This window comes from Novosphingobium meiothermophilum (genome assembly GCF_003171715.1).
Classification (GTDB): Bacteria; Pseudomonadota; Alphaproteobacteria; order Sphingomonadales; family Sphingomonadaceae; genus Novosphingobium; species Novosphingobium meiothermophilum.
In genome coordinates this window covers 495,381-509,832 of record NZ_QGHL01000007.1, presented here as the reverse complement: position 1 = coordinate 509,832, position 14,452 = coordinate 495,381, and the positions used below count along the sequence as shown (strand labels likewise).

The window sequence follows — 14,452 nt, the reverse complement described above, 5'->3', positions numbered from 1 at the left end:
TCACCCTTTTCACTTCCCCGGCTTGTGGCAATAATCGCGACGTTGCATGACGCGGCGATGCGCAACTTCCTGATCCTGCTTCCGCTTTTCGCGGCCACCTCGGCCTTTGCCGCCCCTGAAGACTCCATCTCCGAAGCCCGGTTGCGGGCGGATGTGGAAAAACTCGTCAGCTTCGGCACACGCCATACGCTGTCCTCGCAGACCGATCCCAAGCGCGGCATCGGCGCCGCGCGCAAATGGGCCGAAGCAGAGTTTCGCAAGACTTCTGCCGCCTGCGGAAACTGCCTTGAAATCGTTCTGCCGGAAGCCGTTGTCTCTGGCGACCGCGTGCCTGTGCCGACGCGTCTGGTAAATGTGGTTGCAATCCAGCGCGGCACCGAGCGACCGAGTGAAGTCGTTATCGTTCAAGGCCATATAGACAGCCGCGTGTCAGACGTTCTCGACGCGGTGAAGGACGCACCGGGTGCCAACGACAATGCATCAGGGACCGCGCTGGTGCTTGAGGCGGCGCGCGTCCTCTCGCGCGAAAAGTTTCCGACCACCATCGTCTATGCCGCGCTTTCGGGCGAAGAGCAGGGCCTCTTGGGCGGCAAGCTTCTTGCCGATTATGCCGCAGCTCAGGGATGGACCGTAAAGGCCGTTCTCAACAACGATATCGTTGGTGGCAGCACCGGTTCGGATGGCTACAGGGACAATGCCCATGTCCGCGTTCTGTCGGAAGGTCTGCGAGCCGATTCCACCGACGCGTTGCGCGCCCAGATGCGCCGCTTCGGCGGCGAGAATGACAGCCCTTCGCGCAACATTTCACGCTGGGTTGCCTCGCTTGCCGAAGCCGATGCGGGCAAGGGCCTTGCTGTCCGGCAGATCTGGCGCGCCGACCGCATGGGCAGGGGCGGCGACCAGTTGCCCTTCTCCGACAAGGGCTATCCAGCGGTCCGCTTCACGGTGGCGGTTGAGGACTACGAGCATCAGCATCAGGATCTGCGCACCGAAGATGGCGTGAAGTATGGCGATACCGCTGACGAGATGGACTTTCCCTACCTTGCAAGAGTGACCCGGCTGAATGTCCGCGCGCTCGCCAGGCTGGCCCGCACACCGATGCCGCCCGCTCCCGTCGTCAAGGGAGCGGTCAAGCCGGATACCGATATTGAATGGCAGGCCGTGCCGGGTGCCGTCCGCTACGTGGTGTGGCAGCGACGCACCGATGCGCCGATGTGGGACACGCGAGTGCAGGAAACAGGCGGAACGAGTGTGAGCCTTCGCGGCGTCCGCGCGGACGACTGGCTGTTCGGCGTCAGCGCCATTGCCGCCGATGGCAGCGAAAGTCCTGTGGCTTCAGCAGTGCCCGGCGGCCAGTTCGGACCATTGACCAGACCGTGAACGCTTGCCATCGGCACACTTAGGGACCACATGCCGCCGATGGCAAAGCATTCGTTTCCTCAGGGGCTCCCAACGCGCCAGCAGGTGCTCGATTTCATCGCCCGATCGGCAGAACCTGCCGGCAAGCGCGAGATCGCCAAGGCGTTTGGCCTGAAAGGCGCGGAGAAGATTGCGCTGAAGGCCCTGCTCAAGGACATGGCCGAAGAGGGGCTGATCGACGGCAATCGCAGCGCGTTTCACGCCATGGGCGGTGTGCCGCGTGTGACAGTGCTGCGGATCGTCGAGATCGACGAAGGCGAACCTGTGGCCATTCCCGATAGCTGGCAACCAGATGATGCCAGCCCGCCGCCACGGCTGCGCGTGGTCGAACCCAAGGGCAAGGCGCGGGATCGTGGACCCGCGCTGCGCGTGGGCGACAGGGTGCTGGCGCGCACGGAAGAAGCGGGCAAGGGCTGGATCGCCCATCCGATGAAGAAGCTGCAAGGCGGCGAAGACCAGCTCATGGGCGTGGTCGAGATTGACGGTGCTGGCAAGGGCTGGCTGGCTCCCGTGGACAAGCGCGTGCGCAACGCCGCGCCGATTTCCGATCTTGGCGGCGCAGAGGCTGGCCAGCTCGTGCTGGCCGAACCGGCGGGTCGCTCCTCGCGGTCGGGCATGAAGGTCGTGGCCGTGCTGGGCGACCCGCTGGCGCCGCGTTCTTTCAGCCTGATTGCGATCCACCGGCATGGCATTCCCTTTGTCTTTCCAGATAGTGCGCTGGCCGAAGCCGAAACCGCCGCCAGACTTCCACTCAGTGAAGATCACCGCGAAGACCTGCGCGCCCTGCCGATCGTGGCCATCGACCCGGTCGACGCGCGTGACCACGACGATGCGATCTGGGCCGAACCCGATGGAGAAGGAGGCTTCAGGGCAATCGTCGCCATCGCGGATGTCAGCTTCTATGTGCGGCCGGGCGGCCAGATTGACCGTGAAGCTCGCAAGCGTGGCAACTCTGTTTATTTTCCCGACCGCGTGGTGCCGATGCTGCCCGAAGTGCTCAGCGCTGACGTCTGTTCGCTGAAATCGGGAGCGGATCGTGCCGCCATGGCATGTCACCTGCACATCGACGGTTCCGGCCACATCCGCGAATGGCGCTTTACCCGCGCCATCGTGCGTATCGCCGAAGTTATCGCCTATGAGGAAGCGCAGCGCCGCATTGATGCTGGCGAGGCCGAAGCGCACCTGCAAAACCTGTGGGACGCATGGCGGCTGTTGGAAAAGGCCCGCAACGCGCGCGATCCTCTCAACCTTGAGCTGCCAGAACGCCGCGTTGTGCTGGATGAGCACGGTCGACTTGTGGACATTGCCATGCGCGAGCGGCTTGATGCGCACCGCGTGGTCGAGGATTTCATGATCGCGGCCAATGTAGCTTCCGCAAAGGCGCTGGAGGCCAAGGTGGCCCCGGTTGTCTATCGCATCCACGAAGCGCCGAGCCGCGAGAAACTGATCGCACTCAAGGACTATCTCGCCACCTTCGGTCGCAAGCTTGCGCTGGGGCAGGTCATTACGCCGACCCTGTTCAACCGGATGCTCAAGGATGTGTCGGACGACGCGGAAAAGGCGCTTATCATGGAGGCTGTGCTGCGCAGCCAGACACAAGCCTACTATGGCCCGCGCAATGCTGGCCACTTCGGCCTGGCGCTTGGTTCCTATGCGCATTTCACATCGCCCATCCGCCGCTATTCGGACCTACTGGTGCATCGTGCGCTGGTCGATGCCTATGGCCTTGAACAGCCGCGCCCCCGGACCGGGCTGCCGCCCGCATCGGGCCTATCGGACCGCGACCGCGCCGATCTTGCCCGCGTATCGGAAGCCATCAGCAATGCCGAGCGGCGCGCCATGGAGGCAGAGCGCGAGACCATTGACCGTTATGTTGCTGCGTGGCTTGCTGGAAAGGTGGGCGAGGTTTTCGACACGCGCATCACAGGCGTGCAGAAGTTCGGCCTGTTCGCCACGATCATCGGTCTTGGCGGCGATGGGCTGGTTCCCGTCTCGACCCTAGGCGCAGAGCGTTTCACCTATGAGGAGAAGGCGCAGCGTCTTGTCGGCGAGACAAGCGGCGAAACCTTTGCCATGGGGCAAATCCTGAAGCTCCGCCTTGCCGAAGCCAATCCGCTGACCGGCGCTCTCAAGTTCGAGCCAGTGGATGTTGCCGAAGGAGTCCAGCGCATCGAGCGGCGCGGCGGTCGCATGGAACCCAAACCGCGCAAGCAGGGCAAGTTTGGTGTGGGCAAGCGTGGGCGTCCCGCAAACATCCGGCATCAGGGACGCCGGAAATGACGAAAGGGCGGCCGATCAGCTGAAGCGGTCGATCTCCTCATCGGACATTCCGCCCGGAACCACCATCAGCGGGCACGGCAATTGTCCGGCAATGCCCGAAAAGTGCGAAACCAGCGGCCCCGGCGAATTGCCTTGCGCCGCGCCGAGCACCAGCGCCGAAATCTCAGGATGCTCGTCAAGATACCTGCGCACCACTTTCGGCCCGTCGCCCTGACGGACAGAGATAACGGGTGTCAGCCCCGATTCGCTTGCAAGGCTGCCCGCGGCGGTCATGGCAAGAACCTCGGCCCGATCGCGCGTTTCCTGTTCCATCGTGGCCTGCACCCCGCCGAAGGCCACGAACTGCTGGCGCGCCACCAGAGCGAGGATGTGCACGGTGCCGCCGGTCCGCACCGCCCGGCGGGCGGCAAAGCGCAACGCGCTTCTCGCCTCGTCGGTTTCGTCCATGATTACCAGGTAGATGCGCTGTGTCATGCCGCCTATCCTCTCGATGCCTTGGTATCGGCTAATTCGTATTCAGCGCAAGCGCCAAGCTACTTGACCCGACGCGCCATGTTGGTGAAATGGGGCCGACAAAAGATGCAGGTCAGGTTTCCTTCTCAGGGGCCTTGATCCCGCCCTCCAAGGATACGGAAACGCGCTCCCATGCCCATCGCCATCAAGATGCCCGCCCTGTCTCCGACGATGGAAGAAGGGACCCTCGCCAGGTGGCTGGTCAAGGTGGGTGACAAGGTTTCCTCTGGCGACATCATGGCCGAGATCGAGACCGACAAGGCCACTATGGAGTTCGAAGCGGTCGACGAGGGCACTGTCGTGTCGATCGACGTGCCCGAAGGCAGCGAAGGCGTGAAGGTTGGCACCGTGATCGCCGTGATCGCCGGGGAAGACGAAGATGCCGATGCGCCCGCACCTGCGCCGGTTGCAGCCGTCCCCGTCGCCGAAGCGGCGAAAGCGCCTGCCACTCAGGCCCCAGCGCCGACTGCCGCGCCGGCAAAGGCCAGCGCACCAGTAGCCAAGGGTGATCGCGTTGTTGCCACGCCTCTGGCGCGGCGTATTGCCGCAGACCGGGGCATCGATCTTGCCGCAGTTGCCGGATCGGGTCCGAACGGGCGCATCGTCAAGGCAGACGTCGAAGGAGCAAAGCCGCAGGCAGCGGCTGCGGCGGTGGCTGCGCCCGCACCGGCTCCGATCCAGCCCACTGCCGCTGCTGCCCCTGCGGTGCCCGATTTCGGTATTCCCTACGAAGCGCAGAAGCTCAATAACGTGCGCAAGACGATCGCGCGCCGCCTGACCGAGGCCAAGCAGACAATTCCGCATATCTACCTGACGGTCGATATCCGTCTCGATGCTCTGCTCAAGCTTCGCGGGCAGCTCAATACGGCGCTCGAACCGCAGGGCGTGAAGCTTTCGGTCAACGATCTCATCATCAAGGCCCTGGCCAAGGCGCTGGTGCAGGTGCCAAAGTGCAACGTCAGCTTTGCGGGTGATGAACTGCGCAGCTTCAAACGCGCCGACATTTCGGTGGCCGTTGCCGCTCCATCCGGCCTCATCACGCCGATCATCGTCGATGCGGGCAGCAAGTCGGTTTCGGCCATTGCCACCGAGATGAAGACGCTCGCAGCCAAGGCCCGTGAGGGCAAGTTGCAACCGCACGAATATCAGGGCGGCACGGCGTCGCTGTCGAACCTCGGCATGTTCGGTATCAAGAGCTTCGATGCCGTCATCAATCCGCCGCAAGCCATGATCATGGCGGTGGGCGCGGGCGAACAGCGGCCCCATGTGATCGACGGCGCGCTTGGCATTGCCACGGTCATGTCGGCCACGGGAAGCTTTGATCACCGCGCGATCGACGGCGCAGACGGGGCGGAACTGATGCAGGCTTTCAAGGCGCTGATCGAAAACCCGCTGGGACTGGTGGCCTGACAAATCTGCGAGCGGCAACGTGCTGCTCGATCCGCTAGAAAATCGGCCGGAAGAGGGCCTTCAAGGAGCATTTGCGTGGCTGAAAACTACGATGTCATCGTTCTCGGATCGGGTCCCGGCGGCTATGTCGCGGCCATCCGCTGCGCACAGCTTGGCCTGAAGACCGCCATCGTCGAGCGGGAGAATCTGGGCGGCATCTGCCTTAACTGGGGCTGCATTCCCACCAAGGCTCTGCTGCGTTCGGCCGAGGTGCTCAACCACATGAAGCACGCGGCTGCCTATGGCCTTGCGGCCGACAATATACGGGCTGACCTTGACGCCGTGGTCAAGCGCTCGCGCGGGGTTGCCAAGCAGCTCAACCAGGGTGTCACGCACCTGATGCGCAAGAACAAGATCACCGTGCATATGGGCAACGGTGTTCTGAAAAGCGCGACAAGCGTTGAAGTGACGGGTGAGAAGGGCACCGAGACGATTTCGGCAAAGCACGTCATCGTCGCCACTGGTGCCCGCGCGCGTGACCTGCCTTTTGCCAAGGCCGATGGCGAACGTGTCTGGACCTATCGCCACGCCATGACGCCCAAGGAAATGCCGACGAAGCTGCTGGTCATCGGTTCGGGCGCAATCGGCATCGAGTTCGCCAGTTTCTACAACGACATGGGCGCTGCCGTGACCGTGGTGGAGATGATGGACCGGATCGTGCCAGTCGAGGATGCGGACGTTTCCACCTTCCTTGAAAAGGCGCTGACCAAGCAGGGCATGACGATCATGACCGGCGCCGGCGTCGAGAGCCTTGCCGTATCGGCATCTGGCGTGAAGGCGAAGATCAAGGGGAAAGACGGCAAGGTTGCCGAAGCCGATTTCAGCCATGTGATCGTGGCTGTAGGCATTGTTCCCAACACCGAGAATATCGGGCTTGAAGCGCTGGGCGTGAAGGCCGAACGCGGCATTATCGCCATCGACGGCTATGGCCGCACCAACGTCAAGGGCCTTTGGGCCATCGGCGACGTGACGCCGGGGCCTTGGCTCGCGCACAAGGCAAGCCACGAGGGCGTGATCGCCGCGGAAGCCATTGCCGCCGAACTGGGCAACAAGGACGTGCACCCGCATCCGATGGACCGCGCCAACATTCCCGGCTGCACCTATTGTCACCCGCAGATCGCCAGCGTCGGCCTGACGGAAGCCAAGGCAAAGGAAGCCGGGCACGAGGTGAAGGTTGGCACGTTCCCCTTCATCGGCAACGGCAAGGCAATTGCGCTTGGTGAGCCGGAAGGCTTTGTGAAGACGGTGTTCGATGCAAAGACCGGCGAACTTCTTGGCGCGCATATGATCGGCGCGGAAGTGACCGAGATGATACAGGGCTTCGTTGTCGGCAAGACGCTGGAGACCACCGAAGCCGAATTGATGCACACGGTGTTCCCGCATCCGACCATCAGCGAATCCATGCACGAAAGCGTGCTGGCAGCCTACGGACGGGCATTGCACATCTGACCTGACCGACGTTCGGCACAATCCGGAAGGCGCGGGGAAGGCATTTTCCCGCGCCTTTTTCTTCGTGCGCGCGTGAGCCGGTCGGCGCGAAGAAGTTTCGAAACAGTCCGTTCTGGTTGATATCGATCAAGGACGGGACAATCCGGAGCAGGCCATAACACCCGTATTCTTCGACATTGGAGCAAGTTTCAAACCGGATAGAGGAGGCAAGTATGGGCAGCGGTTCGCGAATGGCAGAAGCAGTGGCCTTGGCGCTGCTTGTTGCAGGATGTGCCGGAACACCGACACCATATCAGCCGATATCGTCTGCCAGCAGGAGCGAGGGAGGATATTCCGAGGTCCAGCTTGCCCCGGACCGCTTCCGCGTAACCTTTGCCGGCAACAGCTTTACCTCGCGCGAGCGGGTAGAGGCTTCGCTCCTTTACCGGGCCGCCGAACTCACTCTGCAACAGGGTAATGACTGGTTCGTGATCGAGGATCGGGAAACCGAACGCCGGGTTGAGCGCGATTTTCGTCCCGATCCGCTCTACCGTCCGTGGTTCTACGATGATTATGCCTACTGGCGGCCCTATTGGCGCTACTATGGACCGGGCTTGGGCTGGCAGACATGGGATCCATACTTCGGCGATCCCTTCTGGACAGGCCGGGTCGACACGCGCCAGGTCGAACGATTTGAAGTGACTGCGGAAATCCGGATGGGCCGTGGCTTCATGCCGACAACCAATCTCAAGGCGTTCGATGCACGCGACGTCATCCGGCGGATCGGGCCGGACATCCGCAGCGGTCGTTGAGCCGCTGAAAGGTCAGCCCCGTCTTCTGAACCAATTCCGATGCCGGGATCGAAGTTGCCGCCCTCACCAGAAACAAGGAGAGTTGTAATGTCACGAAGGATCATGACCAGCTTGCTTGCCTGTGCCGCCGCCATGACCGTGATGGCACCCGCCGCCTTGGCCCAGCGCGCCGGAGGGCATGGCGGGGGAGGGATGTCCTCTGGAACGATGCAGATGCCCAGTCAGGGCCGCACCGGAGATATGGACCGGATGCGCGATCAGGACAGGATGCAGGATCGCGATCGGCTGCACGATAGGGATGCCACCCGTGACCGCGATCGTGATCGGACACGGGATCGGGACCAGCTTCAGGACCGTGATCGACTTCAGATCAGCCGCAACATCGAAGGTCAGCTTTCAGGCTGGCAGATGCTGACCGAACAGGAACGGCAGCAGTTCCATCAGCGGATGCGCAATGCCACAACCGAACAGGAACGCCAGCGTGTGCGCGCGGAGAATCAGGAGATGATCCGGGAACGCGCGCGCAATTTCGGTGTCGATGCTCCCTTCGGGCCTGAACGTGCAGGAAGCGGCCAGCGCGATGGCTATTATCTGGCACAGGCATTGACTGAGCAGGAGCGACTTCAGTTCCATCAGCGGATGCGCAATGCCACAACCGAACAGGAACGCGCCCGCATCCGCACCGAAATGCAGACGATGGCAAGAGAGCGCGCAAGAGACATGGGCGTTGATGTGCCCGACTGGTATGGTCGCGGCCAGCCCTGACCGGCCCTCTGGCTGGCACCGTTTGCTTCTGTCCAGACTTGCAGCCCACCCCTTTCAAGCTGACGGGGGTGGGCATTGCATTGCGGCCTTTGCGATCAGGCGTTCCCGCTTCGGTGCATGTCTCCGGCAGCGCGCCAGACGTTCAGTCAGGCGAGAGCCGCCTTTCTGACAGCCTCTGCGATATAGCCCGCCATGGCAATCTTGCAGGGCTTTCCCGGAACACTGTCGGTGGCAAGGACAGGACCTATGCCGGTGGCTGCAAGTGCCGAAAGATCGGCAGGGCGGGCAAGGCAATGGCTGGCCACCGCCGCAATGGCGATTGCCCCTGCTGCTTGCAGTTGCCGTGCGCATGCCAGCATCGTTCCGCCGCTGGAAATGACATCATCGACGAGAATTACCTGCCGGTTGCGCACTGCGGATGCAGCGGGCAGTTCGATCTGCACCGAACGGTCCCCGGTGCGATGCTTGCGGCCAACGATGATCTCAAGTCCGATGGGTGCGGCCACGGCTTCGACCCAGGGGCGCGATTCCTCGTCCGGTCCAACGAGAACACACCCTTCTGATGGCTGGGCGCCTGCAATTCCGACAACAGCAGCGGCAAGCGCAGGCGCGGCGGGCACGTTGATGGCCGGAATGCCCGGCACGACATCTTCCAGTCTCGACGTGCGATGAAGATGCGGATCTACAGTCAGGAGGGCATCAAAATGCCCGGACAGGAGCCGGCCCAGGACGCGCTGCGAGACGGCTTCTCCGCGTGTGAAGGCGCAATCCTGACGCATGTAGCCAAGATACGGGGAAATCAGGATCAGCCGCTTTGCGCCGCCCTCGCGCAAGGCAGAAGCGGCGAGCAGCAACGGCATGAGCCGTGCATCGGCATTATGCAGCGAGCAGTGGATGAGGCAGGTGTCCGCCGCAGGTCCAACCCTGATCAGGCTTTCCCCATCCGGAAACCTTCGGTGTACTATCAGCGCATGCGCCATGCCCAGCGCTTTGGCCAGGCGCATGGCTGGTCTGGCGTCAGTGCGGAAATAGTGAAGGATCGCTGTCATTGCCTGACCACAAACCCGGCATCCTGCGAGGCCAGTTCGACAGCAAAGCCAAGACCTGCCTGCGAGGTTGCATGTATCCGGTAAAGTGTCTCGCCTTTCCCGACGGGATCGCCGACCTTGCGGAGCAGGTCTATCCCGGCGCCCTTGTCCATCGGCGCCCCGGCAAGGCGGGCAACGCGGGCAATGAGGTGACAATCGATCGCGACGACCTGCCCATCGCAAGGCGCCAGCACCTCGTGTACAAGATGACCGACCTCGGCCTCGTGCTCCTGCCTGCCTTGCGCGTCGATCAATCTCTCCATCGCGGCAAGCGCCGCCCCTGAATTGAGCAATTCCGCCGCCCGCGCATATCCCTGTCCGCCACGCAGACGCGGGTCGAAGTCAAGCAAGCGACCTGCCAGCATCAAGGAACGTTCCCTGAGATCCGACGGAGCATCGGGATCGTTACGCAGCACTGCCATGACGTCACGCGCTTCGAGCACGGGGCCGATGCCGCGACCTATGGGTTGCGACCCATCAGTCAGGACGATGTCGACCGCAAGGCCCACCTTGCCCGCGACATATTCGAACAACTTGCGCAGCCGGACAGCCTCGGTCTGATCGCGCACCTTCGCCGTCGGCCCGACCGGGATGTCGATCACGAGGTGGGTGGATCCCGCGGCCAGCTTCTTGGACAGGATCGAAGCCACCATCTGCTCGAAAGTGTCGATGCGCAGCGGTCGTTCCACCGAGATGAGCACGTCATCTGCCGGAGAGAGGTTGACCCTGCCGCCCCACGCCAGAACCGCGTTCTCTCGTGCGACGATCTCTTTCATCCGTTCGGCAGAAAGATCGACGTTGGCGAGCACCTCCATGGTATCGGCAGTGCCGGAGGGCGATGTTATCGCCCGCGAAGACGACTTGGGAATGATGAGGCCGTGTGCGGCCACGATCGGCACGATAATCATTGAAGTCCGGTTGCCGGGAATACCGCCAATGCAGTGCTTGTCGACAACCAGCGGGGATTCCCACTGCAACCTGCTGCCGACGTTAGCCATGGCCCTTGTCAGCGCAAGGGTTTCCTGCGTGGTCATGAACCCGGCGCACGCCACAAGAAATGCGGCAATCTCCATCGGCGAATAGTGATGCCGGGAAATGTCGCGAATGATGGCGGCAATCTCATCGTCGGCAAGGGTGTCCCCGCGGATCTTTCGGCGCACCGCTTCCAGGCTCGCAGGCGGCTTGGCCTGGGCAATGGCAACAGCGGTGCCCTCAGGCAGACCCATTCTGCGAAACGCCTGTTCTCCCAGCCCGATCTCTCCAGGCTGGAGCAGGTGCTCGTCATCCATGATTGCCAGCGTGGCGAGGATGGCCGTGTTTTCATGGCAGACCTCGATCTTGCGCAGCGCGCGGAACTGTTCTGCCCCGTATGTGCTCCCCCTGCGCGGAAGGAATGCCGTATTCTCCGGGTAGGTGTCGATCGCGACCAGCCTGATCCTGAACATGCTTTTCCTGGGCCTTCCACCAGCAACAAGCCCTGCGGGCGCGCCGTTACCATCCCCATCACGGGCAGGCAGCCGTTAGCACCTGCTGCGCCGATGTTGTTTGTTCTGTCGCAATGATGCAAGCTTCGGCATACCTTACAGGAAATTGCTGCAAGCGGAGATTGGCCAAGCAGGAGTCCTCCATGACGCTTTCCCTGACAGTTCACGGCGCTGGACGTACAGTCACCGGCTCCTGCCTTGAACTTCGTCACGGCAAATCGCGCGTCCTCCTCGATTGCGGCCTGTTTCAGGGATCACGCACGCTCGAAAGTCTCAATCATCAGGCTCTTGCTTTCGATCCGCAATCAGTCGACGCGGTGGTTCTGAGCCATGCCCACATCGATCACAGCGGTCTTCTTCCGCGTCTGGCCGCCGAAGGCTATACCGGGCCGGTATGGTGCACTGCCGAGACGGCCGATCTGCTTGAGTTCATGCTGGCCGATGCCGGACGGATACAGGAAACGGAGGCAGAGCGCCGCAACCGACGCGCCGACCGGGCCGGTGATGACGCCTTTCAGCCCATTTACACCGAGGCGGATGGCATAGCGATCTGGCGAGCAAGCAGGCCGGTGGCGCTGGAAGAATGGTTCGAACCGGCACCCGGATTTCGGGTCAGACTCTGGAATGCCGGGCACATTCTCGGCTCGGCCTCGATCGAGGTCGAGGCTGGCGGGGTGCGCTTGCTCTATTCCGGTGACATAGGACCGGACAACAAGGCCTTTCACGCCGATCCGGAATCCCCGGCCGGATTCGATTACGTGATCTGCGAATCCACTTATGGTGATCGTCTGCGCCAGCGCGCCACGATCGCCGAACGGCGTGAACTGCTCGCTGCCGAGATCGTGGAGGCGCGCCGACGCGGCGGGAATCTGGTAATTCCCGCATTTGCCCTGGAGCGAACCCAGGAACTTCTCCTTGATATTGCTGCACTTTCTGCCAGCGGAAGGATCGGCAACGCAACCGCATTCGTGGATTCACCGCTCGCAAACCGGGCGACAGGCGTGTTCCGCAAGTATGCCAGTCAGCTTGAGGATACGGGAGGCGCCGACGTCTTCGGCCATTCTGCCATTCGTTATGTCAACGATGTGACCGAATCCATGCGGCTCAATTCCGTTTCAGGAGCAATCATCCTCGCAGCCTCTGGCATGTGCGAGGCTGGCCGGATCCGGCACCATCTGTTCTACAATCTTCCAAGGCGCGATTCGACCATTCTGTTCGTCGGCTTTCAGGCGGAAGGTTCGCTTGGACGCGTCATTCTGGATGGTGCGCAGCGGGTGCGTATATCCGGGCGTGATGTTGCCGTGCGGGCGCGCATTCGCGAGATCGAAAGCTATTCCGCCCATGCCGATCAGGGCGAGTTGCTCGACTGGATCGCCGAGCGTGGGCCGATTGCGGGAAGCCTGTTCCTCGACCACGGAGAAAGCGGGGCCGTAGAAACTCTCCGCAGCGAAGTGCAGAAACGCGGGCTGGCATCATCCATCATCATCCCTGAAATCGGTGAAACCTATGAACTGATGCCCGGCACTGCGGCGCGGCGCACGGCTACGGGATCGGCTGAACTGCATGAGGCTATCGGTCGCGACTGGCAGAACAGTTATGCCGACCTCGCCACAAGCCTGAAACGTCGCCTTGTCGCTATCCGCGATGCCCGTGCAAGACAGAAGGCAATAGACGAGATGCGCGCCGTGCTCGACCGTTACAGCACCTTCCGCGAGGACAGGAAGCACCGCAACCAGCGGGATTGACCGCCAGCACCGAGGCTCACCCTTCGGGATTGACGAACGCGGCGCAATGCGCACTTCGGTGGGCATAGTGTGATGAGGCAGACCGCCTGTCGGCAACCTGCGCTTTCAGCAACCAAGTGAAAGCTTTGTTCTCTGCACCGCCAAGGGCGGTATGGGCAGCGCAAACATCTGTTCGCCCGGTGCAGGTCCGGGCCATGAGGGATCCGTTCAATGACTTATCGCCATTTCTTCCGCGCTGCGTTGGCTGTCGGTGCCGCCCTTGCGTTTTCGGGTGTCGCCAATGCAACCGATGGTTACTTCGTGAACGGAATGGGCGCAAAGGCAAAGGGCGCGGGTGGGGTTGCCATCGCCATGCCCGATGATGCCGTGGCTATTGCGGCCAATCCCGCTGCCGCAGTTGATCTGGGCGAGCGTCTTGATCTGGGGATCGAGGTGTTTGTGCCGAGCCGCGGCGTCGAAATCACCGGAAACGTTCCGCTGGGCGGCAAATGGTCAGGCAATGGCGCAAACCCCTTCGTCCTGCCTGAAGTGGCCTACGTGAAGCCCTTGAACAAGACTTTCGCGGCTGGAATCACCGTTGTCGGCAACGGCGGCATGAACACCAACTACGATGCCAATCCGTTCGGCAACTTCGGTGCGCAGGGTGAGGCCGGGGTGAATCTGCGTCAGATATTCATCACACCGACCATCGCGGCGCGGATTGCCGAAGGCCACAGCATTGGCATTTCCCCCATTCTGCTGCTGCAAAGCTTTTCAATGACTGGCATCCAGCCATTCACCGCGGCCAGCAGCGCGCCGCTGCAAATGACGAACAACGGCGACGACTGGGCCTTCGGTGCAGGCTTGCGCGTCGGCTATCTGGGCCATCTGGGCAAGTCGGTATCAGTCGGGGCGTTCTATCAGTCAAAGGTGTGGTCCGGGCGGTTCGAAAAGTATGCAGGCCTGTTTGCCGGGCGGGGGGATTTCGATGTTCCCGCGTCCTGGGGTTTCGGCGTTGCGCTCCGGCCAAGCAGCAGGCTCACGCTGGGCGCGGACTACAAGCGCATTGAATATGCGGGCGTGGCTTCTGTCGGCAATCCGCTTGCACCGCTCTTCTCCGGGAATCTCTTCGGATCCGAGAATGGCCCCGGCTTTGGCTGGCAGAACATCGACGTGGTGAAGTTCGGCATTGCCTACAAAACCAGCGACACGCTGACCCTGCGCGCAGGGTATGGCCGATCGGATAACCCGGTTCCCGCGTCGCAGACTTTTCTCAATCTTCTGGCTCCGGGGGTCGTCACCGATCATTTCACCGCTGGCGCAACGGTCAAGGTTGACGGAAAGCTTGAACTTACCGGGTATGTCATGCACGCACCCCGCAACTGGGTTTACGGTTCGGGATCGATTCCGCAGCCCTATGGTGGTGGCGAAGCCAATATCCGCTTGGCTGAAACGGCCGCAGGATTTTCGGCCGGCTTTCTGTTCTGAGG

Annotated in this window: 11 protein-coding genes; 8 read left to right on the top strand and 3 right to left on the bottom strand. The window is 62.2% G+C overall.

From position 1 onward, the window contains the following. Positions 1–57 precede the first annotated feature (57 nt). Together DKM43_RS06520 and DKM43_RS06515 are read left to right on the top strand one after the other, a co-directional pair. Positions 58–1,380, top strand: coding sequence for a M28 family peptidase (locus DKM43_RS06520; RefSeq protein WP_109797627.1), 1,323 nt, complete (start codon positions 58–60; stop codon positions 1,378–1,380). 39 nt (positions 1,381–1,419) lie between these two features. Continuing rightward, positions 1,420–3,699, top strand: a complete 2,280-nt coding sequence (locus DKM43_RS06515; protein WP_109798049.1) for a ribonuclease R family protein — start codon at positions 1,420–1,422, stop codon at positions 3,697–3,699. Between the two features lie 15 nt (positions 3,700–3,714). Here the strand turns inward: DKM43_RS06515 and DKM43_RS06510 are convergent, their stop codons facing one another. Beyond that, positions 3,715–4,173 (bottom strand): universal stress protein, encoded by a 459-nt coding sequence (locus tag DKM43_RS06510; protein ID WP_109797626.1) that lies wholly within the window; start codon positions 4,171–4,173, stop codon positions 3,715–3,717. Positions 4,174–4,344: 171 nt separating this feature from the next. Here DKM43_RS06510 and DKM43_RS06505 point away from each other — a divergent pair, with 171 nt between their 5' ends. The 4 genes from DKM43_RS06505 to DKM43_RS06490 all read left to right on the top strand — a co-directional run bounded on the left by DKM43_RS06505 (position 4,345) and on the right by DKM43_RS06490 (position 8,666). Beyond that, positions 4,345–5,622 carry a pyruvate dehydrogenase complex dihydrolipoamide acetyltransferase gene (locus DKM43_RS06505; RefSeq protein ID WP_109797625.1) on the top strand — a complete coding sequence of 426 codons (1,278 nt, stop codon included), beginning with the start codon at positions 4,345–4,347 and terminating at the stop codon, positions 5,620–5,622. 75 nt (positions 5,623–5,697) lie between these two features. Then, positions 5,698–7,110, top strand: a complete 1,413-nt coding sequence (gene lpdA, locus DKM43_RS06500) for a dihydrolipoyl dehydrogenase (protein WP_109797624.1) — start codon at positions 5,698–5,700, stop codon at positions 7,108–7,110. Positions 7,111–7,322: 212 nt separating this feature from the next. Then, positions 7,323–7,901, top strand: a complete 579-nt coding sequence (locus tag DKM43_RS06495) for a CC0125/CC1285 family lipoprotein (protein ID WP_109797623.1) — start codon at positions 7,323–7,325, stop codon at positions 7,899–7,901. A gap of 102 nt (positions 7,902–8,003) precedes the next feature. After that, positions 8,004–8,666 carry a hypothetical protein gene (locus tag DKM43_RS06490; protein WP_109797622.1) on the top strand — a complete coding sequence of 221 codons (663 nt, stop codon included), beginning with the start codon at positions 8,004–8,006 and terminating at the stop codon, positions 8,664–8,666. Between the two features lie 146 nt (positions 8,667–8,812). Here the strand turns inward: DKM43_RS06490 and DKM43_RS06485 are convergent, their stop codons facing one another. Both DKM43_RS06485 and DKM43_RS06480 read right to left on the bottom strand, forming a co-directional pair. Next, a complete protein-coding gene (locus DKM43_RS06485; RefSeq protein ID WP_109797621.1) occupies positions 8,813–9,715 on the bottom strand; it encodes a ribose-phosphate diphosphokinase in 903 nt (300 codons plus the stop codon). Next, complete coding sequence (locus DKM43_RS06480) at positions 9,712–11,199, bottom strand: thymidine phosphorylase family protein (protein ID WP_109797620.1); 1,488 nt, start codon at positions 11,197–11,199, stop codon at positions 9,712–9,714. Before DKM43_RS06480 ends, DKM43_RS06485 begins: the two co-directional genes overlap by 4 nt. Positions 11,200–11,381: 182 nt before the next feature. Here DKM43_RS06480 and DKM43_RS06475 point away from each other — a divergent pair, with 182 nt between their 5' ends. Further along, the gene (locus DKM43_RS06475) at positions 11,382–12,983 is read left to right on the top strand and encodes an MBL fold metallo-hydrolase (RefSeq protein WP_109797619.1); all 1,602 of its coding nucleotides are present in this window, start codon (positions 11,382–11,384) and stop codon (positions 12,981–12,983) included. 210 nt (positions 12,984–13,193) lie between these two features. Beyond that, positions 13,194–14,450, top strand: coding sequence for an OmpP1/FadL family transporter (locus DKM43_RS06470; protein ID WP_109797618.1), 1,257 nt, complete (start codon positions 13,194–13,196; stop codon positions 14,448–14,450). The last annotated feature ends 2 nt before the right edge of the window (positions 14,451–14,452 follow it).